The organism is Rahnella sp. NRRL B-41462, assembly GCF_003263525.1.
GTDB classification, from domain to species: Bacteria; Pseudomonadota; Gammaproteobacteria; order Enterobacterales; family Enterobacteriaceae; genus Rahnella; species Rahnella aceris.
Window position 1 is genome coordinate 1 of sequence record NZ_JYDF01000029.1, and the last position, 24,197, is coordinate 24,197.

Below are 24,197 nucleotides of genomic sequence, written 5' to 3' on the forward strand. Positions count from 1 at the left end.
CGGCATTAGGCTTTTAAGCCACCTTTTTATGTTTGGGTCAATGCAAAGCTACACAGGTATCACATTCATTCTTTGATGATTTTTTGATGCGTATTTCAGTTATTCATCAGGGAACTGGGCAATGAAGCGCTCCGCGTCTTCCACCATTGAACTGTTGCCCACAAAGAATGGTGCACGTTCATGCAGTTTCTGCGGGATGATATCCAGGATACGGTTTTTACCGTCACTGGCTTTACCGCCAGCCTGCTCGGCCAGGAAAGCCATCGGGTTGCATTCATACAGCAGACGCAGTTTTCCGTTCGGATGGCTGGCGGTGCTTGGATAAATATAAATGCCACCTTTCAGCAGGTTGCGGTGGAAATCTGCCACCAGCGAGCCGATGTAGCGTGAGGTGTAAGGGCGTTGCGTCGCTTCATCCTGTTCCTGGCAATACTTGATGTATTTTTTAACGCCAAGCGGGAATTTAATGTAGTTGCCTTCGTTGATCGAGTACATGTTGCCCTTTTTAGGGAAACAGACTTTTTCGTGAGAGAGGCAGAAAACACCAAGTGAAGGATCGTAGGTAAAGGCATGAACGCCTGCGCCGGTGGTGTAAACCAACATGGTGGAAGAACCATATACCACATAACCTGCGGCGACCTGGCGGTTTCCCGGTTGCAGGAAGTCAGCTTCCGTCACCGGCTGACCCAGCGGAGTCGTACGGCGGTAAATCGAGAAAATTGTCCCGACAGAAACGTTAACGTCGATGTTTGAAGAACCATCCAGCGGATCCATCAAAATGACGTATTTTGCATTTTCAGCGCGTTCACCTTCGAAAATGACAATCTCATCTTCTTCTTCTGACGCGATACCGGCAATCTCACCACGCGCCTTCATCGCGGCTTTTATTTTTTCATTTGCGTACAGATCAAGTTTCATCTGCACTTCACCCTGCACATTCTCTGCACCACTGGTACCCAGAATGTCGACCAGACCCGCTTTGTTGATATCACGGTGAATGATTTTAGCGCCGAGTTTAATTGCTGAAAGTAACGCTGTCAGTTCACCAGTTGCATGTGGAAAATCTTGCTGCTTCTCAACAATAAATTCGCCTAACGTTTTCATGACACTTTCCCTGAATCGAGGATAGATAACGGTACGTTAATAAAAATTTCACAAGAGCGTGAGCAGTTTAGCCCAAATATATGGACGAATCATAGGCAAATCCATTTCTTCTGGAGGATTCTGAGCGGTAGAATAGCGGCTGACTTAAAGGCATTAATGGAAAATATATGCGCATTCATATTCTTGGGATTTGCGGCACGTTTATGGGCGGGCTGGCGATGCTGGCTCGTGCACAGGGGCATCAGGTAACCGGTTCGGACGACAACGTTTATCCACCGATGAGTACGCTGCTGGAAAATCAGGGGATCGACCTGATCCAGGGGTACGATCCTGCCCAGTTAGATCCTCAGCCGGATCTGGTGATCATCGGCAACGCGATGACGCGCGGCAATCCTTGTGTCGAAGCGGTGCTGGAGCTTGGGATCCCTTATGTCTCAGGCCCGCAATGGTTACATGATCATGTTCTGCCAGAGCGCTGGGTTATTGCCGTTGCGGGGACGCACGGTAAAACCACCACTGCCGGCATGGTAACGTGGATCCTCGAAGCCTGCGGTTATGAACCGGGCTACGTCATTGGTGGCGTGCCGGGCAATTTCGAGGTATCTGCGCGTCTGGGCAACAGCCCGTTTATCGTGCTGGAAGCTGATGAATACGACTGTGCGTTCTTCGATAAGCGTTCCAAGTTTGTTCATTACAGCCCGCGTACGCTGATCCTCAACAATCTCGAATTCGATCACGCTGACATCTTTGATGATCTGAAAGCGATTCAGAAACAATTCCACCATCTGGTGCGTCTGGTGCCGGGTAAGGGAAAAATCATTCTGCCGGAGCACGACACACCGCTGAAACAAGTGATGGCGATGGGGTGCTGGAGTGAGCAGGAATTTGTCGGTGATGCCGAAAATTGTGTGTGGGATGCTAAGAAACTGACGCCAGATTCCAGTACTTTCGAGGTTTATTTGCACGGCGAAGCGGTCGGGCAGGTGAAGTGGAATCTGGTTGGCGAGCACAACATGCATAACGGCCTGATGGCGATTGCTGCGGCACGCCATGTGGGCGTGAAGCCGGAAGATGCCTGTAAGGCATTAGGCGATTTCATTAATGCCCGTCGCCGTCTCGAATTGCGCGGCGTAGAAAATGATGTCAGCGTGTACGACGATTTTGCTCACCATCCGACGGCTATTCTGGCAACGCTTTCTGCATTGCGCAGCAAAGTCGGCGGAACTGCACGTATTCTGGCCGTGCTGGAACCCCGTTCAAACACCATGAAAATGGGCATGAGTAAAAATGAACTGGCACCTTCCCTGGGACGTGCTGATGAAGTTTTCCTTTTACAGCCGCAGCATATTCCCTGGCAGGTGGCCGAAGTGGCTGAACACTGTATTCAGCCTGCTCACTGGAGCGCAGACGTCGATTCGCTGGTCGATATGGTCGTTAAGGCCTCGCAGCCTGGCGATCATATTCTGGTGATGAGCAATGGCGGTTTTGGTGGTATACATGGAAAACTGCTTACGGCCCTGGCTGCAAAAGCGAAAGCGTCACAAGATCAGTAAAATCATATTTTTATAGTGAATAAGCACAGCAGTTGCTGTGCTTTTTTTATGCCTGTGATCCGCCGTGTTAAGGTTTTCTCAGGCAAAAAAAAGCCCCCGAAATTTTGAGGGCTAAAGGGTGTCGTCGGACAGGACGACGAGGGTATCGTTAGCAAGAGAGTCGGGCAGTGGCAGTGTCAACGCTCTTCCCAGCCTCAACAGCGCTTATTTTCGCTGGTCTGTGGCTGTTGAAACCCGGTAACGCTAATTTATGAAATAATCAAACAGCGGTTTTATATCAGTGACTTACTCAGGAATGTTATTGATAGATTTCTGCTGTCGCGTGATAAGCACCGTCGTTATGGGCTTCGATCACACGGAAAGATTTTGCGCCCTTGCTCTCAGCTTTATCAGACAGCTGCTGGCGGATATCCATTGGCACGCCGTTGACGCCGCTAACGCTGACCATGCCCATCGGTTGCAGATTTTCTGCCTGCTGGTTTGTCACAAGCTGTGCGGCAGAGGCACCAAAAGAAACAACAGACAACAGGCTAAGTGCGGCAATAGTGGTAATAATTTTCATGATGGTTTCCTGAATTCACAGACGTTGGTGCTTTTCATCAGAGAGCAACGTCGATTGAGATTTGGATTTATCAGGACTGTAATATCGTGTTCTGGAGCGCATAAAGCGTGCGGGAACGTAGATGGTGCAGTGACAAATCCTTCTTAATGCGCATAGCGCGGGCCTGAGTCATTCAGGCCCCTTCGCTTCGTTTACCCGAAATTATTGGTAAATTTCTGCGGTCGCGTGGTAGTTACCTTCTTCACGAACTTCGATAACACGGAATGCTTTAGCACCTTTGGCATCGGCTTTATCTGACAGTGCCTGACGGATATCTGATGGTGCACCGGCTACGCCGCTGACGCTGATCATCCCTGTAGGCTGCATTGTTGCGGCTTGTTCTTGTGTAACAGGTTGTGCTGCAAAAACGCCAAATGACAATGCAGAGAGAATGCTTAATGTTGCGATGGTAGTTTTAACTTTCATGATTTTGACCTCGTCGATTTTATTATGTTTCCAACAACTGGTGCTTCACACCACGGAAATGAGTATACATCTAGTCACGCTATAAATTAATAGCTCGCTAATAGTTATTTGGGTGGTTACATGTCAACTATCTTTGTTTTTAATAACAAAAAGGCATAAAAAGTGGATGAAAAACGTTCGTTTCGTGTTAATTTTTAGTAAAATCAATGGAGTGAGTGAATTTGACTATTTGTGCTTATTCTTGCGGTGAATCACACCCTGGAAATATTTGTGTGACGGAATTTCGTAGGTTGTAGCGAGATTTAACAGAAAGGCGGTGCGTTTGCGGTTTTTTTGAGAAACGGAAGGCAGCAATAAAGGAAGGGAATAGCATTGAATGAGGTCAGAGAAGGTAATCTTCTGACCTCAGGCACAGAATGAAAGCGACAGGAGGTGCAAAATGTTGCAGCCCTAGAGCTCCTGCTCGAACAAACTGAGGATCGCATCGTGCAACTGTTTGACGCTAAATCCGCGGGCCGGTGTCGTGAAGATCGTATCATCACCGGCAATTGTTCCGAGGATCCCTTCGGATTTACCCAGGGAATCGAGTAAACGCGCGATCAGTTGTGCGGCTCCCGGGCTGGTTCGGATCACCACAACGGCATCGTTATGGTCGATATCCAGCACAAGATTCTTCAGAGGACTGGTGGTTGTCGGCACGCCAATTTCAGCGGGCAGGCAGTACACCATTTCCATCTTCGCATTACGAGTTCTGACAGCACCAAATTTTGTCAGCATCCGTGAGACTTTTGACTGATTGATATTTTCGAAACCATCATCCTGAAGTGCGACAACGATTTCGCCCTGAGAGCTGAATTTCTCTTCCTTCAACAGTGCCTTGAAGGCTTTGATCAAATCTTCCTGTTTAGCAGGATTACGCATTTTGCACCCTGGTCTCTGAATCATAGTGGGGCTGATTATGCAGATAATTGAATTTTTATGCAACAGAGGTTAATTGCAAAAATCATGAATTAAGCTTGGAACAAGGAATGTAAGTGCCGCTGTTTTAAGCTCAATTTAATGAATATGCCAAAATTGTGCATTGCGGGTGAACTGTGTTGCACAAGGGATTTAATGTGATGATCTCGATTCAGCTCTCACATTGGACCGAATTTAACCATTTATTAACCTGGCCTATTTTGTGGTGCTATTTTTAATGATGAAGCTTTCCGATAAAAAGTCACTAAAAGCGGAAAAAGGTCATCTTAGAGATGTTTTTTTACTTTCTAAACGACCAACCTCAGATTCTCTGCAGGTGAGCGATTGTTTTTAACAGCGTAAGTGATTAAGGTCACACCAATTAATTACACGACACTTATAAGTTAATGATAAAAAAGGAGTATAGGATGAAAGTTGCAGTTCTAGGTGCTGCGGGTGGTATCGGTCAGGCCCTCGCGCTTCTGCTCAAGACCCAGCTACCTTCCGGTTCCGAACTCTCATTATATGATATCGCACCGGTCACTCCGGGTGTCGCCGTCGATCTCAGCCATATCCCTACCGCGGTCAAAATTAAAGGTTTCTGTGGTGAAGATGCTAAACCGGCTCTGGAAGGGGCTGACATCGTCCTGATTTCTGCGGGGGTGGCACGTAAACCCGGCATGGATCGTTCAGACCTGTTTAATGTGAATGCCGGGATCGTGCGGAATCTGATCCAGCAAGTTGCCAGTACCTGCCCGAAAGCCTGCATTGGTATTATCACTAACCCGGTAAATACCACGGTCGCGATTGCGGCTGAAGTATTGAAAAATGCGGGCGTCTACGACAAAAATAAACTGTTTGGCGTAACGACTCTGGACGCAATCCGCTCCAATACTTTTGTCGCTGAGCTGAAGGGTAAGCAACCTGAAGATATCGAAGTGCCAGTTATCGGCGGGCACTCTGGTGTGACGATTCTGCCTTTATTGTCTCAGATCCCAGGTGTCTCTTTCACTGAAAGCGAAATTGTTGCACTGACTCAGCGCATTCAGAATGCCGGAACGGAAGTGGTAGAGGCCAAAGCCGGTGGCGGTTCTGCCACGCTTTCAATGGGGCAGGCTGCAGCACGCTTCGGGCTTTCATTGATGCGGGCGATGCAGGGTGAAGAGAATGTTGTGGAATGTGCCTATGTTGAAGGTAAAGGCGATTATGCGCGATTTTTCGCACAACCGGTTCTGCTAGGTAAACATGGCATTGCAGAGCTTATCGATATCGGTCAGCTCAGTGCTTTTGAGCAGCAATCGCTGGATTCGATGCTGGATATTCTTCGCAAAGATATCGAGCTTGGTGAGCAGTTTATTAATAAGTGAACATTGAACAAAGCCGCCGGTTAACGGGCGGCTTTTGTTTTTCTTAACGCGGTGTTTCATTGGTCGGGCGGCAACGGCGTTCAATGATTTGCAACGTTTTGGGATCAAAATACCGGCTAGGCCAGATCAGTGAGGGATGGATACCCAAAGCGCCTGCGATAAGCAATTCTCCTTTTGGCCATGGCGTGATAATGCATTTGAAAGTGTCGAAGAGCTCAGGCCTGCTGATCGTGATACTGCTGCGAGTGTGGTGCCCTTCTTTCTCAGTGCTGCAATAATATCAGCCTGGTGCCAGTCTTCATTCCTTGTCATCATGATCTCTTCCTTCTGAAAAATGATTTTCAATAAATACGCTATTAAACATACTTTTAAAAATTGCTCATACTACTCATATAAACCATATCAATGTTTCCTAAAATCCATTATTTTACTTATTTAGAAAATACATTCTTATTTTGATTTAGACAAACAAGTAAATTCCTTTTGCTTTTTGTGATTTGTGTCAGTTTATAATTTTATTATTGTATTTTTTTAAAGTGAAAACGTAACTGGCATGTGTTTTTTTTGAACAAATACATTGATAGGGTTAATTAACCAATTGAATTTTAGTTATTTAAATTATGATTTAAGGCGGTTTTTCTTGCTTTTTTAGATGGCTATCTACTTGTTGTAATTTGCTTTTTTTAATTTTCCTCTTATTTTAGTTTAAGATTTTATTTAAACTGCTTTCCGAAAAAAAATTTAATCAGTTCACCCGGCTGTTGATAAACATAATTCATGGAAGCATTTACATACATCTATAGACTCACTCCAAAAAATTGAATATCTTCTTTCTGTCAAATAGGTGTTTTTCTAAATGACTTATGTTAATACCACCTTTTATATAAACGCTCATTACCAGAAAATATCAGCATTACCCTCATGGATGTATAACAACGATCTTTCTTACTTACTTAATAAGAAACAAGGAATGTTATGAAAAAAGAGTGGTTTGCAGCAAAGGAACTGACCGGAAAAGAAGGACTGCCGACGTCAACCCAAGGTGTGCATGGGATGGCTCGCAGATTGTGCTGGATTAAACGCCGCAGGCTGGGCGTTCAGGGACGTGCAGTGGAATATCACATCGACAGCTTGCCCGGTAATGCCGCCGCCAGTTTATCGATGAATGAGCGTTCTGCTGAATATGTGTATACGTCACATCAGGACCCACTGGCGATCTGGATCGAAAGTTATAAGCAACTGAGAGAACCTGAACGTGAAACGATGATCTCATTCATTGTGAGGGAAGGGATATCTGAGTTGCTCAACAGATTACGTGAGCCTGAAAAAAACTAGCGCAATAATGCCTGTCGCGCCTGCTTTATTCTGGCAGGTACGACAGGCAAATATCAGAAATCGCGTTTTACAGACATATGCGCGAGGCCTTCAAGCGCAGAGCGATATTCGGACTCCGGGAGCACCTGAAGCGCCTGGATGGCTTTATCAGCTTCTTCTTCAGCACGCTGGCGGGTGTAAGCCAGAGAGCCCCACTGATGCATTGCTGCCAGCACGGGTTCCAATAAATGGCGCCCGTTACCCTCTTCGATAGCTTTGCGGATCATAGCGGATTGTTCGGCATCACCGTGCTGCATCGCATGCAGAAGGGGCAACGTCGGTTTTCCTTCATCAAGGTCATCGCCAGTGTTTTTGCCCAGCGTTTCGCCATCAGCATCGTAATCGAGCAAATCATCAATCAGCTGGAAAGCGGTGCCCAGATAACGACCATAATCTTGCAAAGCTGTAATCTGCTCACTGTTTCCGCCCGCCAGCATGGCAGAGGCTTGCGACGCGGCTTCAAAAAGACGCGCAGTTTTGCTGTAAATCACCTGCATGTAACTGGCTTCTGTGATGTCAGGATCATTGCAATTAATCAGTTGCTGCACTTCGCCTTCTGCAATCACATTCACCGCTTTTGCCATCAGAGCCAGAACAGGAAGCGATTCAAGATCTGTCATCATTTGAAATGCGCGGGTGTAGATAAAATCGCCGACCAATACGCTGGCGGCGTTGCCAAATGCGGCGTTCGCAGTGGCCTTTCCCCGACGCATATCTGATTCGTCGACCACATCGTCATGTAACAGTGTGGCGGTATGAATAAACTCAATCAGAGCAGCGACTTTGATGTGTTTATCGCCCTGGTAGGATAGTGCTTTGGCTGCCAGTACTGCTATCATCGGGCGGATACGTTTGCCGCCGCCACTGATGATGTAATATCCCAGTTGATTGATGAGAGAAACCTCTGAATTCAACTGTTCAAGGATGGATGCATTGACTGCAGCCATGTCGTCCTGGGTAAGATCAATAATCTGTTCTAGGTTCATTGTGTTTTTTCAGCTGTTGTTCTCTTCACCGCAATGAGGTCTGGCTCACATTGGCACATGGCGCTAACTGTAAAGGGGATTGTACTTGAAAAACAGTGTAGATAAATGATATCGGAAGAACTGCGCTTTTTTTCTTCTTTTGTCGTCATTGTACTCTTGTCTTATGCTGATTTTTTGCGTAGAATTCGCGCCCTATTGTGAATATTTATAGCGCCCTCTGGACTATACAAAGTTGAGTGCGCGGAAAGCGGAGTTTTATATGTACGCGGTTTTCCAAAGTGGTGGTAAACAACACCGTGTCAGCGAAGGACAGACTATCCGTCTGGAGAAGCTGGACGTTGCAACTGGCGAAGCTATCGAGTTCGATCAGGTTCTGATGATTGCAAACGGTGAAGAAATCAACATCGGTCTGCCTTTAGTGGCTGGCGGTGTAATCAAAGCTGAAGTCGTTGCTCACGGTCGTGGCGAAAAGGTCAAAATCGTTAAGTTTCGTCGTCGTAAACACTATCGTAAGCAGCAGGGCCACCGTCAGTGGTTCACTGACGTTAAAATCACCGGCATCAGCGCTTAAGATTAGGAGAGCGGAACAATGGCACACAAAAAGGCTGGCGGCTCCACACGTAACGGTCGCGATTCAGAAGCTAAACGTCTGGGCGTAAAACGCTTTGGCGGCGAAGCAGTACTGGCAGGCAGCATCATCGTTCGTCAGCGCGGCACCAAATTCCACGCTGGTATCAACGTGGGTTGCGGCAAGGACCACACTCTGTTTGCTTTGGCTGACGGTAAAGTCAAGTTCGAAGTTAAAGGCCCGAAAAACCGTAAGTACATCAGCATCGAAGCTGAATAAGTTTTTCGCGTCTTAGTAAATAGATGTAAGCCCCGCAATTCGTTGCGGGGCTTTTTACATTCTGGTTAGCCCATTCTGGCGGGATATGGATACGAAATCACAGGCACCTGTCGGGATTCTGTTGGCGCTGATTACTGCCATGAGCTGGGGCTCTTTGCCTATCGCCATGAAGCAGGTTCTGGTGGTGATGGATCCCTTTACTGTGGTTTGGTATCGGTTTTCGATGGCGGCCGTTGTGCTGGGTTGCATTTTGGCCATGAGGCGAAGGCTGCCTCCAAGAGCGATTTTCAGGCGACCGCGCTGGCTGGTTTTAGTGCTGATTGCAACTTGTGGATTACTGGGAAACTTTGTTCTTTTTAGTTCTTCTTTGCAATTTCTTAGCCCGACGGCTTCTCAGGTTATCGGACAGCTTTCTCCGGTCGGTATGATGGTGGCCAGCGTAATCATCCTAAAAGAAAGGATGCGCGTTACGCAGGTTATTGGCGCCAGTATGTTAATTTTTGGGCTGATATTGTTTTTCAATACCAGTCTGATTGAGATTTTCACCCGTCTGACGGATTACACTTTGGGTGTGATTTTTGGCGTCGGGGCAGCAACAGTTTGGGTGATATACGGTGTGGCGCAAAAGGTTTTACTGCGTCAACTGGCTTCACCGCAAATCCTTTTTTTGCTGTACACTTTATGTTCTATTGCATTGCTCCCGCTGGCCAGCCCTGCGGTGCTTTCACAGCTCAGCGGCTGGCAGTTTGCCTGCCTGTTGTTTTGCGGCGCGAATACCTTGGTAGGATATGGCGCCTTAGCGGAAGCGATGGCGAGATGGCAGGCAGCTCAGGTGAGTGCATTAGTGACACTCACGCCGCTGTTTACCCTGCTATTTTCAGATTTATTGGCACTTGCCTGGCCTGACTTTTTTGCTGTACCAGTACTTAATTTTATTGGTTATCTGGGAGCATTTGTGGTGGTGGCGGGTGCAATGTTTTCCGCAATTGGCCATCGATGGTGGCCACGTCGGACAGAGCAAAACCTGGTAGCTAAACTTTAGCTGCCAGGCGAATGATTTACGGAGACAGAACAAATGAAGTTTGTTGATGAAGCCACGATTCTGGTTGTGGCCGGTGATGGCGGTAACGGGTGCGTCAGCTTCCGCCGCGAAAAATACATTCCACGTGGCGGCCCTGCCGGTGGCGACGGTGGTGATGGCGGTGATGTGTACCTCGTTGCTGATGAGAACCTCAATACGCTGATCGATTTCCGCTTTGTGAAATCTTATCGTGCTGAGCGCGGTACTAACGGTCAGAGCAGCGACTGTACCGGTAAACGCGGTAAGGACATCACCATTAAAGTGCCTGTGGGAACGCGAGTTCTTGACCAAAGCACTGGCGAAGTCCTGGCGGATATGACCAAAAATGGTCAGGTTAATATGGTCGCTAAAGGCGGCTTCCACGGACTCGGTAACACCCGTTTTAAATCTTCCGTGAACCGTTCACCGCGTCAGAAAACCATGGGCACCAAAGGTGAAGAGCGTGATATCGCACTCGAACTGATGCTGCTTGCCGATGTAGGCATGCTGGGTCTGCCAAACGCAGGTAAATCGACGTTTATCCGCTCCGTCTCTGCAGCGAAGCCGAAAGTGGCTGATTATCCGTTTACCACCCTGGTGCCAAGCCTCGGTGTTGTACGTATGGATCACGAACAAAGCTTCGTGGTTGCAGATATCCCCGGTCTGATCGAAGGGGCTTCTGAAGGCGCTGGTCTGGGTATCCGCTTCCTGAAGCACCTTGAGCGTTGCCGCGTTCTGTTGCACCTGATCGACATTGCGCCGATCGATGAATCTGATCCGATCGAAAATGCCAAAGTCATCATCAATGAACTGAAGCAATACAACGCCAAGCTGGCTGAAAAGCCGCGCTGGTTAGTGTTCAATAAAGTTGATCTGATCGAGAAAGAAGAAGCTGAAGCGCGTGCTAAGGCGATTGCTGATGCATTAGGTTGGGAAGGTAACTATTACCTTATTTCCGCTGCAAACCGCGAAGGTGTGAATGCATTGTGTTGGGACGTGATGAAGTTCATCAACGAAAATCCTAAGCACATGGCGATTGAAGAAGCGGCACCCGAGAAAGTTGAGTTCATGTGGGATGATTATCACCGTGAACAACTGGCTGAAGTGGAATCTGAAGCCGACGACGACTGGGATGATGACTGGGATGAAGATGACGACGAAGGCGTAGAAATCATTTACGAACGTTAATCCCGTGTATTAGCGTTTCATCGCTGAAAGAAAGGCTGCCATTGGCAGCCTTTTTCTTTTTGATCGCGTGTTAATCGGAGGGCGTATTAACGGGTGTCTGGTGAAAGTGTCAGCGAGCTTTGTAATGCAACATCCGGTAGCCAGCATTGTGCGCTGAGGCCAGTGTTGCCGGGGCGATTTCGCAATATCAGCGTACCGCCATGCAGGTGCGCAATCCGCACCACAATATTTAAGCCCAGGCCGCTGCCTCCATAACGTTGGTCGACGCGCTTAAAAGCCTGTGTCAGTTCACTGGCCTTCGTTTCATCAATACCCGGACCGGCATCGTCTATCTTTATCAGGAATCCGTTGTCTTGCGGTGCAATTGTGATGCCGATGTCGCTATTTTCAGGCCCGTAGCGGTAAGCATTTTCGACCAGATTGCGTACCATTAAACGTAGCAGCACAGCATCCCCCTGAATTTCAGCACGAGGCGGCAGGTGTATTTTCAAGTTTTGACCGCGTTCACTGAGCATTTCACACAGCTCTTCTCTGAGCGGCTCAACGACGTTACTGATCAGGTCAACCTGCTGATATTCGCCTTTGGCAAAATTCTGTCCGGCGCGGGCAAGCATAAGTAACTGCTCTATGGTATGCATTAACTGGTCGATGCGGCTTATCAGAGTATCGCTGCCTTCTACGCCTTTTTTATGCATTATTTCCAGATGCAACCGGACGCCTGCCAGTGGAGTGCGCAACTCATGAGCCGCATCCGCAGTGAACAATCGTTCCTGCTGAATGGTGCTGGAGAGACGAGAGAAAAGCTGATTCAATGCATTCGTCACGGCCACAATCTCCCTGGTTTCGCTGTTGAGTGGCAGGGGAGAGAGGTTATCGGCTGAACGGGTCTCCAGTCGTTTTTGTAACTGGTTAAGAGGCCGGATAATCCAGCTGATGGCCCAAAAGGACAGTACCAGAGTAATACTCATCATGAGTAAGGAAGGGGCAATCAGTGAAGCAATGGCTTCTGCAATTTCTTTCTCAACGTGTGCGTTACGGACTTTGGCTGACAGGGTGTCATTGACCAGCAGGTTAATTTGTTCCTGGCTCTCGTGCCAGAGCCAGAAAATACTGATGAGCTGAGTCACGAACAGGATCAGAGCCAGCATAACCAGAAGGCGGCGGCGCATACTGGTCATACGATTATTTCCAGCCTGTAGCCGATACCACGTACAGTTCTGATGACTTCTTTACCCAATTTGCGGCGCAGATTATGAACATGTACCTCAAGCGTATTGGAGCCTAAATCATCCTGCCAGGTATAGAGATCTTGCTGGAGCAACTCGCGGTTTACAGTCTGCCCGGCACGCATCATCAGTCGTGACAAAATCGCGAACTCTTTGGGCGTGACTTCTACCGGCGCATCATTGAGATAAGCCTGCTGAGAGGAGAGATTGATTTTCAGGTTGCCGACGGAAATCTGGTTGTCACTCTGCCCCTGATAACGGCGGATCAGGGCGCGGACACGGGCCTGTAATTCGACTAAGGCAAAGGGTTTAATCAGATAGTCATCGGCACCGGCGTCAAGGCCATCGACGCGGTCTTCAAGTGCATCGCGGGCGGTAAGAATCAACACGGGCAGGGAAATACTTTGACGTCGCCACTGGCGCAGCAGCGTTGCGCCATCTTTGTCTGGCAATCCTAAGTCCAGGATCACCAGACTGTACTGACTGGTTTGGATCAGACTCTGCGCCTCGGCCGCGGTTGACGCGCAGTCGCAGGCATAATTTTCACTGGTAAGTGCCAGCGTTAATCCCTGCCGTAAAAGTTCATCATCTTCAACTATCAGCAGTTTCATCGTCTGGCACTTCTCCGTGGTTAATTATTTTGGTAGATATCCCTGTAGAGACGGCTTTCAAAGCGCACCAGCGGCGCACGCCGTGTACGTTGATCTTCAGGGGGAACAGCATAGCCTGAAAGGAACTGCACAAAGGCCATACGCTGTCCGCTGGCTGTGGTGATGAAACCTGCCAGATTATATACGCCAGACAGTGAACCGGTTTTTGCCGATACTTTGCCGTCGACACCCGCTTCATGCAGACCACCGCGGTACTGTAAGGTTCCGTCATGGCCAGCTAAAGGCAACATCGAAATAAAATCTAATTCTTTATCGTGCTGGGCGATATATTGCAGCACCTGCATCATTGTGGCCGGTGACAATAAATCATGGCGTGAAAGGCCGGAGCCATCAACCTGAATCGAGTTACCCAAATCCACGCCTGCTTTCTGACGCAAAATCTGACGAACCGCGTCTGAGCCCGCCCGCCATGTTCCCGGTACGCCAAAACGCTGATGACCAATCGTACGGAAGACCGTATCAGCGATCATGTTGTCTGATTTCTTAAGCATCTGATGCAGCAAATCATGCAGGGGCGCTGATTGCGTTTGTGCCAGAACCGTACCTGTTGGTGTCGGCTGGGTTTGACGTTTCAGGGTGCCGTCAATCTGGATATCTGCCTGCAACAGCTCATCTTTAAGAATCGCACCGGCATAACTGGCACCATCCTGAATAGCAAAAGCCAGTGGCAGAGGCTCGCTGCGTTGAGTCAGACAACCAGTGAGTGTATATCGGTTGAATTCACCCGGGACGACATCCAGTTCGCAATACTGCGCATCCGGAGAGCCTTTTGCCAGCGTGCGGACTTCACTGAACATATGCACTGGATAATAAGAGGCTACGCGAATAAACGCGTTCTCGTCAGGTTTAGGCGCGCTATAGAGAGATACCGAGAAACAGTTTCTGTCGACAATTGCGGCTGCTGGGGGAGCGCTGAAGCATTGGGTGATATCATTCCATGGCCATCCGGGAGCTTTGTCATGGCTTGCAAACACGGAAGTGTTAATGACCACATCGCCAGTGATTTCTTTGACGCCCTGTTTTTTCAAAACAGCGACCATATTCCGAATATTCTGGCGTTTCAGGGTCGGGTCACCAGAAAACCGAGCGACCAGATCTCCCTTGAGAACTCCGTCAGAAACAGAACCCGATGTTTCGAGTGTAGTGGTGAAACGGAAATCAGGCCCCAACTGCAACAGCGCAGCCAGTGCCGTCAGAATCTTCATAGTACTGGCAGGCAGCGCCATCTGGGTACCGTGATAATCGATCACAGGCGCAGGGGCGCCAATTTTCTGTACCAGCACCGCCAGATTCGTGCCATCAGGCAGATATTCTGTGTAATTTTCGATCTGAGCCGCATTTGTATTCAGAACAAACGCGCATGCTAATCCACTGACAATTCGTAAAAAACGCATTATTTTGAGTAAAGGCTCTGAGTAACGGCAGGATAATGTGGTGCCATACTACGATGCTACGAACCAAGGCGCAACGTGGCTGAAAGTAAACGATGATCCTCAAGGAACTCTACGTTAAAATACGAATCAAAATGCGAAATGATTCCTGGCCTGGTGGCAACGCCGGGTGAGGTTTTTTTTGTTTTTCGCCAGAGAGTCGGTCAGAAGAACTGGCTTAATTTCTTACCTGATTCAATCAGGACGGTGTTTACCGAAAGGACCAAGTTAGAGGTAATAAATATATGAAACCGATTCCGATGACGTTACGTGGCGCAGAAAGATTACGTGAAGAACTGGACCATCTGAAGAGCGTCCGTCGCCCGAAAATCATTTCTGATATCGCGACCGCACGTGAGCATGGTGATTTGAAAGAGAATGCTGAATACCATGCTGCGCGTGAACAGCAGGGTTTTTGTGAAGGCCGTATCCAGGAAATCGAAGCTAAGCTTTCGAATGCTCAGGTTATTGATGTGACCAAAATGCCCGCAACCGGCCGTGTCATTTTTGGTGCGACAGTGACTGTGATGAACCTGGACACTGAAGAAGAACAAAAATACCGCATCGTGGGTGATGACGAAGCAGATTTTAAGCAAAATCTGATTTCTGTGAATTCCCCGATTGCCCGCGGTTTGATTGGCAAAGAGCAGGATGATGTTGTTGTCATCAAAACGCCTGGCGGCGATGTTGAGTTTGAAGTATTGAAGGTCGAATACCTCTAAAATCTGCATTAAAAAGGGCGAAACGTGATGTTTCGCCCGATAATTCTCACATTCATGCAGTGAATTGCTTCACAGTAAATTGAAAACTAAAGTAAAAAGGCCTGCTCAGACCTTCCCCTGAACGTGATTTCGTGGCACCTTTCCGAAAATCTACAGCGCTTTTCGTTAAACCTTAATGGATTAACGCGGTAAGATAATTTTGCGGTCTTCGGTGGAAGGGCGATAAAGTACCAGCATATTGCCGATGACTTGCACATTACACGCCTTGGTTTCACGCACAATCGCGTCTACGATCAAAGACTTCGTTTCGCGTTCTTCTGCCGCGACTTTAACCTTGATCAGTTCGTGATGTTGCAGCGCCTGTTCGATTTCGGCGAGCACACCCTCAGTCAGCCCGTTGTTGCCCAGCATAACAACCGGTTTCAGGGGATGCGCGAGGCCTTTCAGGTACTGTTTTTGTTTATTGTTAAGATTCATCGTCTTTTTTGCTTAAGTTGGGATTGAAAACGGGTCATTCTACCGCCATCTCATGTATATCACCAACCCGGACTGCTTCGGGGAGGGAATAATACTGACTTAGCCATAGACGTCATGATGCTAACAGCTTGTTCCAAAAGCTCTAACTCAGGGTGGTTGGAAAACTATATGGTTACTAAATAATGTCTAATAAAAAGCGTTCTGCAAGTTCCAGTCGCTGGTTGCAGGAACACTTTAGCGATAAATATGTGCTACAGGCACAGAAAAAAGGGCTGCGTTCCCGTGCCTGGTTTAAACTTGATGAAATACAGCAAGGCGATAAGCTGTTTAAACCGGGTATGACGGTGGTTGATTTAGGAGCAGCTCCTGGTGGTTGGTCACAGTATGTGGCGACGCAGATCGGTAACAAAGGGCGAATTATTGCTCTTGACCTTTTACCTATGGATCCTATTGTTGGAGTCGACTTCCTTCAAGGGGATTTTCGTGATGAATTAGTTCTCAAAGCGCTGCTTGAACGCGTGGGAGAAAGCAAGGTTCAGGTGGTCATGTCCGATATGGCCCCTAATATGAGCGGTACTCCGGCAGTCGATATTCCAAAATCGATGTATCTGGTTGAATTAGCATTGGATATGTGTCGGGATGTATTAGCACCAGGCGGAAGTTTCCTGGTGAAGGTGTTTCAGGGAGATGGCTTTGATGAATACCTGCGGGAAATTCGCTCCCTGTTTACGAAGGTGAAGATTCGTAAGCCAGACGCTTCCCGAGCACGTTCGCGAGAAGTGTACATCGTAGCGACAGGGCGGAAACTGTAGTTCCCTAACGCTGTTTGTTAACACAGTTGTAATATGAGGTTAATCCCTTGAGTGACATGGCGAAGAACCTGATCCTCTGGTTAGTCATCGCGGTTGTATTGATGTCTGTATTTCAGAGTTTTGGTCCCAGCGAATCTAATGGTAACAAGGTAGATTACACTACCTTTACAACCGAAGTGGCCCAAGACCAGGTCCGTGAAGTACGTATCAATGGACGTGCGATTGACGTTATCAAAAAAGACAGCAGCAAATACACAACCTATATTCCGGTTAATGATCCTAAATTGCTGGATACGCTGCTGAGCAAAAACGTGAAAGTTGTTGGTGAACCGCCTGAACAGCAGAGTTTCCTGGCGACTATCTTCATTTCATGGTTCCCGATGCTGCTTCTGATTGGCGTCTGGATATTCTTTATGCGACAGATGCAGGGTGGCGGTGGCAAAGGCGCAATGTCCTTTGGTAAAAGCAAAGCCCGCATGCTGACGGAAGACCAAATCAAAACTACGTTTGCTGACGTTGCAGGTTGTGACGAAGCGAAGGAAGAGGTGAGCGAGCTGGTTGATTACCTGCGTGAACCAAGCCGTTTCCAGAAACTGGGCGGTAAAATTCCTAAAGGCGTTCTGATGGTGGGTCCTCCGGGTACGGGTAAGACCTTGCTGGCTAAAGCCATTGCCGGTGAAGCCAAAGTCCCGTTCTTTACGATTTCGGGTTCTGACTTCGTTGAAATGTTCGTCGGTGTGGGTGCATCACGTGTCCGTGACATGTTCGAACAGGCGAAGAAAGCGGCTCCATGTATCATCTTCATCGATGAAATTGACGCCGTTGGCCGTCAGCGTGGTGCAGGTTTAGGCGGTGGTCATGATGAACGTGAGCAAACCCTGAACCAGATGCTGGTTGAGATGGATGGTTTCGAAGGTAACGAAGGTATTATCGTTATTGCCGCGACCAACCGTCCGGATGTTCTGGACCCTGCGTTGCTGCGTCCGGGCCGTTTTGACCGTCAGGTTGTTGTCGGCTTGCCAGATGTCCGTGGCCGTGAACAGATCCTGAAAGTTCACATGCGTCGTGTTCCGCTGGCGACAGATGTTGATGCTTCTGTGATTGCCCGTGGTACACCAGGATTCTCTGGTGCTGACCTGGCTAACCTGGTCAACGAAGCTGCACTGTTCTCTGCTCGTGGTAACAAACGTGTGGTGTCGATGGTCGAGTTCGAAAAAGCCAAAGACAAAATCATGATGGGTGCTGAGCGCCGTTCCATGGTAATGACCGAATCGCAGAAAGAGTCCACTGCATATCACGAAGCGGGACACGCCATCATTGGCCGTCTGGTTCCTGAACATGACCCAGTGCACAAGGTGACCATTATCCCTCGTGGCCGTGCATTAGGTGTGACTTTCTTCCTGCCCGAAGGTGATGCGATCAGCGCCAGCCGTCAGAAACTCGAAAGTCAGATTTCTACCTTATATGGTGGCCGTCTTGCTGAAGAGATTATTTACGGTGTGGAAAAAGTGTCTACCGGTGCGTCTAACGATATCAAAGTAGCCACGTCGATTGCCCGTAACATGGTTACGCAGTGGGGCTTCTCAGATAAATTAGGTCCGTTGCTGTATGCGGAAGAAGAAGGTGAAGTCTTCCTCGGTCGTTCAGTCGCGAAAGCTAAGCATATGTCTGATGAAACCGCCCGTATCATCGATCAGGAAGTTAAGTCTCTGGTTGAACGTAACTACGTTCGTGCGCGTACTTTGCTGATGGAAAACATGGATATCCTTCATTCAATGAAAGATGCCCTGATGAAGTATGAAACCATCGATGCACCGCAAATTGATGACCTGATGAACCGTACTGAAGTTCGCCCGCCAGCTGGCTGGGACGATGCTAACGGCAAAAACGGTAACAGCAGCTCCAATGACGGCGGTACGCCAAAAGCGCCAACGCCTGTCGACGAACCTCGTACGCCGAATCCTGGCAACACGATGTTTGAGCAATTCAGCGGCAAGTAAGAGGCTGATTGGAAAATAATGCTGATGACACTCAACCCCGGGCTTGCCCGGGGTTTTTTATGCGTGCATTCTTTGCCTCGGAATTTGAAAAGCCTTTATTGATTGATCAGAAGGGACGTGATTTATGCACCTCACTGCCAGAGAGTCCAGATTGGATCTCACTTACCCCCAGGTTATGGGGATCCTGAACGTTACCCCCGACTCATTTTCCGATGGCGGGCGACATAACACGCTTGATCTTGCTCTCAGACATGCTCAGGCAATGGTTGATGCAGGCGCGACAATTCTCGACATCGGTGGTGAATCGACCCGCCCTGGTGCAGCAGAAGTCAGCGAAGATGAGGAACTGGCCCGTGTGGTGCCGGTAGTCGAAGCCATTGCGCAGCGTTTTGATGTCTGGGTCTCCGTCGATACCTCAAAAGCCGCCGTGATCCGTGAAGCGGCAAATGCGGGCATGCATCTGATCAACGATATCCGTTCACTTCAGGAGCCCGGTGCGCTACAGGCTGCGGCCGAAACGGGTTTACCTGTTTGTCTGATGCACATGCAGGGTGACCCCAAAACGATGCAGCATGCCCCGCATTACGACAATGTCGTTGCGCAGGTGGATCAGTATTTTTTTGAGCAAATTGCCCGTTGTGTTAACGCCGGCATTGCGAAAGAAAAATTGTTGCTCGATCCGGGCTTCGGTTTCGGTAAAAATTTGGAGCATAACTATCAGTTGCTCGCACGGTTGGCTGAGTTTCATCACTTTGGCATGCCATTGTTAGTGGGGATGTCGAGGAAATCCATGGTGGGGCAACTTCTGCATGTTTCTCCTGAGAAACGGGTTACCGGAAGTGTTGCTTGTGCTGTGATCGCTGCCATGCAAGGTGCTAAGATCGTGCGTGTACATGATGTAAAAGAAACCGTTGAAGCGATGCGTATCGTGGAAGCGACACTTTCTGCAAGGGATAAAAACTAATTATGAGCAACCGTAAATACTTTGGGACAGATGGCATCCGCGGAAAAGTGGGCGATACCCCGATTACCCCTGATTTTGTTCTGAAACTAGGCTGGGCGGCTGGCAAAGTATTAGCACGCCACGGTTCGCGTAAAGTGATCATCGGTAAAGATACCCGCATTTCGGGTTATATGCTGGAATCAGCGTTAGAGGCAGGGCTTGCTGCTGCAGGTTTATCGGCTTCTTTCACCGGCCCGATGCCAACGCCTGCCGTGGCTTACCTGACACGTACTTTCCGTGCAGAAGCGGGCATCGTTATTTCAGCCTCGCATAATCCTTACTACGATAACGGCATTAAGTTTTTCACAATCGACGGGACTAAATTACCTGACGAAGTGGAAGAGGCGATTGAAGCTGAGCTTGAAAAACCACTGACATGTGTTGAATCTGCCGAACTGGGTAAAGCCAGCCGCATCGTGGATGCCGCCGGTCGTTACATCGAATTCTGTAAAGGCACATTCCCGACAGAACTGAGTCTGAACAGTCTGAAAATTGTGGTCGACTGTGCCAACGGCGCTACTTATCACATTGCACCTAGCGTTTTGCGCGAATTGGGGGCAAAAGTCATCGCTATCGGCTGTGAGCCGGATGGGATGAACATCAACGAAGAATGCGGGGCAACGGATGTCCGTCAGTTGCAGCAGCGTGTTCTGGCTGAAAAAGCAGATGTCGGGCTGGCTTTTGACGGCGATGGTGACCGCCTGATCATGGTTGATCATGAAGGTAATAAAGTTGATGGCGACCAAATCCTCTACATCATTGCGCGTGAAGGGCTTCGTCAGGGCCAGTTGAAAGGCGGTGCCGTCGGCACGTTGATGAGCAATATGGGCCTCGAGCTTGCCTTAAAGCAACTGGGCATTCCCTTTACCCGTGCGAAAGTAGGTGATCGCTACGTACTGGAAAAAATGCAGGAAAAAGGTTGGCGGATCGGGGCTGAGAACTCAGGCCATATCATTTTGCTGGATAAAACTACTACAGGTGATGGCATTGTGGCAGGTTTGCAAGTGCTTACCGCGATGGTGCGCAATCATATGAGCTTGCATGACCTGTGCAGCGGCATGAAATTGCTTCCGCAGGTCCTGATCAACGTCCGTTTTGCTGGTGAACATGATCCGCTGGAATCCGATGAGGTTAAGCAGGTCACGGCTGAAGTTGAAAAGCAGTTAGCGGGCCGCGGTCGGGTGCTGTTGCGTAAATCAGGTACCGAACCTCTGCTGCGCGTAATGGTCGAAGGGGAAGATGCCGAACTGGTGGAAAAACTGGCCAACCGTATTGCGGATGCCGTCAAAGCGGTCAAAGCGTAAGCCGATAAAAAACGGTAAATTTTCGGTGAGTTTCTCGCTGCCGGACCTCCTGGCAGCATGTTTTATCCCGATTTGCCGTTTTTTTCCGCAAACGAACAGTTTGATGAAAATTGCCCTTGCACGGTAATACGGCTTTGGTTAGTATTCACACCCGCTTCAGTGGGTCCTTTGATGACCTGCTAAATGGTGAGAAGCAATTGGCATGCGGTGAACCCGCGAGGATACAGGTACTACTATGTACGACGCTCTTCTGGTGATTTTCCTTATCGTAGCAATTGGGCTTATCGCTCTGGTTATGCTGCAACAAGGTAAAGGCGCTGATATGGGAGCCTCTTTCGGGGCAGGTGCTTCTGGCACATTGTTCGGTTCGAGTGGTTCCGGTAACTTCATGACCCGCATGACCGGCGTTTTGGCAGCATTGTTCTTTATCATTAGTTTGATTCTCGGGAACATGAGCACCAATAAAGGCCAAAAAGGCAGTGAGTGGGAAAACCTGAGTCAGCCAGCTAAAACTGAGCAGACGACTGCACCGGCAGCTCCAGCAGCGCCTAACAGTGACGTTCCTCACTAAGCAGTAAACTTCTTATCAAAGAAGCTAAGTTTTCAAACAGTGGCTTATGCTTGGACAGTATAAGCGATTGTGAAAAAAAAGAGTGCCGAGGTGGTGGAATTGGTAGACACGCTACCTTGAGGTGGTAGTGCCCGAATGGGCTTACGGGTTCAAGTCCCGTCCTCGGTACCAATCTTTATGATAATTTGCTTTTTAGCGGTTATCGGCGTAGTATTTGCCACGTTTTCGGACGCGGGGTGGAGCAGCCTGGTAGCTCGTCGGGCTCATAACCCGAAGGTCGTCGGTTCAAATCCGGCCCCCGCAACCACTTTCCCTAAGTGTTTATTTCAAATAGACTTTCAGTATCTTCCTGTGATGTTCTGCAGCTTCAATTTGAAAACAACACTTCGCGAAAGTTGTACCGAAGCCGCTATGCGGCGAATAGGGTCCAGTTGCATAAAGCCCCGATTTATCGGGGTTTTTTGTTATTTGGCAACAGAATCACTGGGCTATTTAGCCCTTTTTTTATGTCTTGGGGGTGGGCTTGTCCACATTAGAACAAAAATTAACAGAGCTGATTACAGCACCAGTCGAGGCACTTGGCTTTGAGCTGGTGGGCATCGAGTTCGTTCGGGCTCGCCAATCGACGTTGCGCATCTATATTGATAGTGACGCCGGGATCAATGTTGATGATTGTGCTGATGTCAGCCACCAGGTGAGCGCTGTGCTGGACGTTGAAGATCCAGTCACTGTCGCCTACAACCTGGAAGTTTCCTCTCCAGGCCTTGATCGTCCTATGTTCACCGCTGAACATTATCAACGTTTTCTTGGCGATGAAGTCAGTGTTGTTTTGCGCATGGCAGTGCAAAACCGCCGCAAATGGCAAGGCATCATTAAAGCTGTCGAAGGCGAGATGATCACGGTGACAGTGGAAGGGAAAGATGAAGTGTTCGCACTGAGCAACATCCAGAAAGCGAACCTGGTACCCCACTTTTAAAGAGTTTGGAAGAGGCAACTAGGATGAACAAAGAGATTCTGGCTGTTGTAGAAGCAGTTTCTAATGAAAAATCCCTCCCGCGCGAGAAGATTTTTGAAGCGCTGGAAATTGCATTATCAACGGCGACCAAGAAAAAATACGAGCAGGAAATCGAAGTCCGCGTCAGCATTGACCGCAAAACAGGCGACTTCGATACTTTCCGTCGCTGGGTAGCAGTCAACGAAGTGACTCAGCCGACCCGTGAAATCACCCTCGAAGCTGCACAATACGAAGATCCGTCAATCGACCTCGGCGGATATATTGAAGATCAAATTGAGTCGGTCACTTTCGACCGCATCACTACGCAGACTGCTAAACAAGTTATCGTACAGAAGGTACGTGAAGCAGAACGCGCGATGGTGGTTGATCAGTTCCGTGAGCAGCAAGGTGAAATTGTTACTGGCGTCGTTAAGAAAGTTAACCGTGACAGTATTGCGCTGGATTTAGGCAGCAACGCTGAAGCTGTTATCCTGCGAGAAGACATGCTTCCTCGTGAAAACTTCCGCTCCGGCGACCGTATTCGTGGGGTGCTGTATGATGTTCGCCCTGAAGCACGTGGTGCTCAGCTGTTCGTCAGCCGTTCACGAAACGAGATGCTAATTGAACTGTTCCGCATCGAAGTGCCGGAAATTGGCGAAGAACTGATCGAAATTAAAGCGGCAGCTCGTGATCCGGGTTCCCGTGCAAAAATCGCTGTAAAAACTAACGACAAACGTATCGACCCGGTCGGTGCTTGTGTCGGCATGCGTGGTGCACGCGTTCAGGCCGTTTCCAGTGAACTGGGCGGTGAACGCATTGATATCATCCTTTGGGATGACAATCCTGCGCAATTTGTTATCAACGCAATGGCACCGGCAGACGTCGCTTCCATCGTAGTTGATGAAGATAAATGCACCATGGATATCGCCGTTGAAGCCAGCAATCTGGCACAGGCGATTGGCCGCAATGGCCAGAACGTGCGTTTGGCCTCCCAATTGTTGAAACAGCATCGTGGTGATGACAAGTGGGAACTGAACGTGATGACAGCAGACGACCTGCAAGCCAAACATCAGGCTGAGGCACACGCTGCGATTGATACCTTTACCAAATATCTGGCCATCGATGAAGATTTTGCCACGGTTCTGGTTGAAGAAGGTTTCTCTACGCTTGAAGAACTGGCTTACGTGCCAGTTAACGAACTACTTGAAATCGACGGCCTGGATGAAGACACCGTGGATGCGCTGCGCGAACGTGCGAAAGAAGCGCTGACCACACTGGCTTTAGCTCAGGAAGAAAGTCTCGGTGACAAAAAGCCTGCTGACGATCTGCTTAATCTGGCGGGTCTGGAACGTAGCATGGCATTTAAACTGGCTGCACAAGGGGTTTGTACGCTGGAAGATCTTGCCGAGCAGGGTGTCGACGATCTGGCTGATATTGAAGGTCTTACTGACGAGCAGGCTGGTGAACTTATCATGGCCGCGCGCAATATCTGCTGGTTTGGCGACAACGCGTAATAAACTGTAG

General features: G+C 48.7%; 24 protein-coding genes, 2 tRNA genes and 1 pseudogene. 17 read left to right on the forward strand and 10 right to left on the reverse strand.

The features are described 5' to 3' along the window. Positions 1-99: 99 nt before the first annotated feature. Positions 100-1,104 carry a class 1 fructose-bisphosphatase gene (gene fbp, locus UC14_RS08250; protein ID WP_112197540.1) on the reverse strand — a complete coding sequence of 335 codons (1,005 nt, stop codon included), beginning with the start codon at positions 1,102-1,104 and terminating at the stop codon, positions 100-102. A 167-nt stretch (positions 1,105-1,271) separates the two neighbouring features. On the opposite strand from fbp, the gene mpl reads away from it, so the two are divergent. Next, a complete protein-coding gene (gene mpl / locus UC14_RS08255) occupies positions 1,272-2,657 on the forward strand; it encodes a UDP-N-acetylmuramate:L-alanyl-gamma-D-glutamyl-meso-diaminopimelate ligase (protein ID WP_112152041.1) in 1,386 nt (461 codons plus the stop codon). A gap of 298 nt (positions 2,658-2,955) precedes the next feature. Here the strand turns inward: mpl and yhcN (UC14_RS08260) are convergent, their stop codons facing one another. The 3 genes from yhcN (UC14_RS08260) to argR form a co-directional block, all read right to left on the reverse strand. Next, on the reverse strand, positions 2,956-3,219 hold the full coding sequence (gene yhcN, locus UC14_RS08260) for a peroxide/acid stress response protein YhcN (protein WP_014411566.1): 264 nt from the start codon (positions 3,217-3,219) through the stop codon (positions 2,956-2,958). 201 nt (positions 3,220-3,420) lie between these two features. Further along, on the reverse strand, positions 3,421-3,684 hold the full coding sequence (yhcN, locus tag UC14_RS08265) for a peroxide/acid stress response protein YhcN (RefSeq protein ID WP_013573798.1): 264 nt from the start codon (positions 3,682-3,684) through the stop codon (positions 3,421-3,423). A gap of 450 nt (positions 3,685-4,134) precedes the next feature. Further along, positions 4,135-4,605, reverse strand: a complete 471-nt coding sequence (gene argR / locus UC14_RS08270; protein WP_013573799.1) for a transcriptional regulator ArgR — start codon at positions 4,603-4,605, stop codon at positions 4,135-4,137. Between the two features lie 464 nt (positions 4,606-5,069). Between argR and mdh the strand changes: the two genes are divergently transcribed. After that, positions 5,070-6,008, forward strand: a complete 939-nt coding sequence (mdh, locus tag UC14_RS08275) for a malate dehydrogenase (protein WP_037034246.1) — start codon at positions 5,070-5,072, stop codon at positions 6,006-6,008. A 43-nt stretch (positions 6,009-6,051) separates the two neighbouring features. On the opposite strand, the pseudogene UC14_RS08280 reads toward mdh, so the two are convergent. Beyond that, positions 6,052-6,323 (reverse strand): annotated as a pseudogene (locus UC14_RS08280) (helix-turn-helix domain-containing protein). A gap of 660 nt (positions 6,324-6,983) precedes the next feature. On the opposite strand from UC14_RS08280, the gene UC14_RS08285 reads away from it, so the two are divergent. Then, entirely contained in the window at positions 6,984-7,343 is a 360-nt protein-coding gene (locus UC14_RS08285; RefSeq protein WP_013573802.1) for a DNA-binding protein, read from the forward strand. Positions 7,344-7,396: 53 nt separating this feature from the next. Here UC14_RS08285 and ispB read toward each other — a convergent pair whose 3' ends face one another. After that, positions 7,397-8,368: an octaprenyl diphosphate synthase gene (gene ispB, locus UC14_RS08290; RefSeq protein ID WP_112197541.1), complete on the reverse strand. Its 972-nt coding sequence runs from the start codon at positions 8,366-8,368 to the stop codon at positions 7,397-7,399. Positions 8,369-8,627: 259 nt separating this feature from the next. On the opposite strand from ispB, the gene rplU reads away from it, so the two are divergent. The 4 genes from rplU (at position 8,628) to cgtA (ending at position 11,463) form a co-directional block, all read left to right on the forward strand. Beyond that, a complete protein-coding gene (rplU, locus tag UC14_RS08295; protein ID WP_013573804.1) occupies positions 8,628-8,939 on the forward strand; it encodes a 50S ribosomal protein L21 in 312 nt (103 codons plus the stop codon). Positions 8,940-8,957: 18 nt separating this feature from the next. Then, the gene (rpmA, locus tag UC14_RS08300; RefSeq protein WP_013573805.1) at positions 8,958-9,215 is read left to right on the forward strand and encodes a 50S ribosomal protein L27; all 258 of its coding nucleotides are present in this window, start codon (positions 8,958-8,960) and stop codon (positions 9,213-9,215) included. A gap of 85 nt (positions 9,216-9,300) precedes the next feature. Beyond that, entirely contained in the window at positions 9,301-10,257 is a 957-nt protein-coding gene (locus UC14_RS08305; protein WP_037034243.1) for a DMT family transporter, read from the forward strand. Between the two features lie 33 nt (positions 10,258-10,290). Then, positions 10,291-11,463, forward strand: a complete 1,173-nt coding sequence (gene cgtA / locus UC14_RS08310) for an Obg family GTPase CgtA (RefSeq protein ID WP_112197542.1) — start codon at positions 10,291-10,293, stop codon at positions 11,461-11,463. Positions 11,464-11,549: 86 nt separating this feature from the next. On the opposite strand, the gene pmrB is transcribed toward cgtA, so the two are convergent. Genes pmrB through dacB form a run of 3 tightly spaced genes read right to left on the reverse strand, consistent with a single transcriptional unit; the run spans position 11,550 to position 14,754 of the window. Next, on the reverse strand, positions 11,550-12,641 hold the full coding sequence (gene pmrB, locus UC14_RS08315; protein WP_112197543.1) for a two-component system sensor histidine kinase PmrB: 1,092 nt from the start codon (positions 12,639-12,641) through the stop codon (positions 11,550-11,552). After that, positions 12,638-13,300 carry a two-component system response regulator PmrA gene (gene pmrA / locus UC14_RS08320; RefSeq protein ID WP_013573810.1) on the reverse strand — a complete coding sequence of 221 codons (663 nt, stop codon included), beginning with the start codon at positions 13,298-13,300 and terminating at the stop codon, positions 12,638-12,640. The genes pmrB and pmrA overlap by 4 nt, the downstream gene beginning before the upstream one ends. Before the next feature lie 20 nt (positions 13,301-13,320). Beyond that, on the reverse strand, positions 13,321-14,754 hold the full coding sequence (dacB, locus tag UC14_RS08325; RefSeq protein WP_112197544.1) for a serine-type D-Ala-D-Ala carboxypeptidase: 1,434 nt from the start codon (positions 14,752-14,754) through the stop codon (positions 13,321-13,323). Between the two features lie 281 nt (positions 14,755-15,035). On the opposite strand from dacB, the gene greA reads away from it, so the two are divergent. Further along, positions 15,036-15,512, forward strand: a complete 477-nt coding sequence (gene greA, locus UC14_RS08330; RefSeq protein ID WP_013573812.1) for a transcription elongation factor GreA — start codon at positions 15,036-15,038, stop codon at positions 15,510-15,512. A 180-nt stretch (positions 15,513-15,692) separates the two neighbouring features. On the opposite strand, the gene yhbY is transcribed toward greA, so the two are convergent. Further along, positions 15,693-15,989 carry a ribosome assembly RNA-binding protein YhbY gene (yhbY, locus tag UC14_RS08335; protein WP_013573813.1) on the reverse strand — a complete coding sequence of 99 codons (297 nt, stop codon included), beginning with the start codon at positions 15,987-15,989 and terminating at the stop codon, positions 15,693-15,695. A 182-nt stretch (positions 15,990-16,171) separates the two neighbouring features. Between yhbY and rlmE the strand changes: the two genes are divergently transcribed. From rlmE to nusA, 9 genes are all read left to right on the forward strand, one after another. Next, positions 16,172-16,801 carry a 23S rRNA (uridine(2552)-2'-O)-methyltransferase RlmE gene (gene rlmE, locus UC14_RS08340; RefSeq protein WP_013573814.1) on the forward strand — a complete coding sequence of 210 codons (630 nt, stop codon included), beginning with the start codon at positions 16,172-16,174 and terminating at the stop codon, positions 16,799-16,801. A 56-nt stretch (positions 16,802-16,857) separates the two neighbouring features. Beyond that, complete coding sequence (gene ftsH / locus UC14_RS08345; RefSeq protein WP_014411568.1) at positions 16,858-18,801, forward strand: ATP-dependent zinc metalloprotease FtsH; 1,944 nt, start codon at positions 16,858-16,860, stop codon at positions 18,799-18,801. Positions 18,802-18,925: 124 nt separating this feature from the next. Continuing rightward, positions 18,926-19,765, forward strand: coding sequence for a dihydropteroate synthase (gene folP / locus UC14_RS08350; protein WP_112197545.1), 840 nt, complete (start codon positions 18,926-18,928; stop codon positions 19,763-19,765). A gap of 2 nt (positions 19,766-19,767) precedes the next feature. Next, positions 19,768-21,108, forward strand: a complete 1,341-nt coding sequence (glmM, locus tag UC14_RS08355; RefSeq protein ID WP_013573817.1) for a phosphoglucosamine mutase — start codon at positions 19,768-19,770, stop codon at positions 21,106-21,108. A gap of 235 nt (positions 21,109-21,343) precedes the next feature. Continuing rightward, positions 21,344-21,679 (forward strand): preprotein translocase subunit SecG, encoded by a 336-nt coding sequence (gene secG / locus UC14_RS08360; RefSeq protein WP_013573818.1) that lies wholly within the window; start codon positions 21,344-21,346, stop codon positions 21,677-21,679. An 84-nt stretch (positions 21,680-21,763) separates the two neighbouring features. Then, a tRNA-Leu gene (locus UC14_RS08365) sits at positions 21,764-21,850 on the forward strand. 59 nt (positions 21,851-21,909) lie between these two features. Then, positions 21,910-21,986: transfer RNA gene (locus UC14_RS08370), tRNA-Met, on the forward strand. 216 nt (positions 21,987-22,202) lie between these two features. Then, positions 22,203-22,655: a ribosome maturation factor RimP gene (gene rimP / locus UC14_RS08375; protein ID WP_014411570.1), complete on the forward strand. Its 453-nt coding sequence runs from the start codon at positions 22,203-22,205 to the stop codon at positions 22,653-22,655. 23 nt (positions 22,656-22,678) lie between these two features. Continuing rightward, positions 22,679-24,187, forward strand: a complete 1,509-nt coding sequence (gene nusA, locus UC14_RS08380) for a transcription termination factor NusA (RefSeq protein WP_013573819.1) — start codon at positions 22,679-22,681, stop codon at positions 24,185-24,187. The last annotated feature ends 10 nt before the right edge of the window (positions 24,188-24,197 follow it).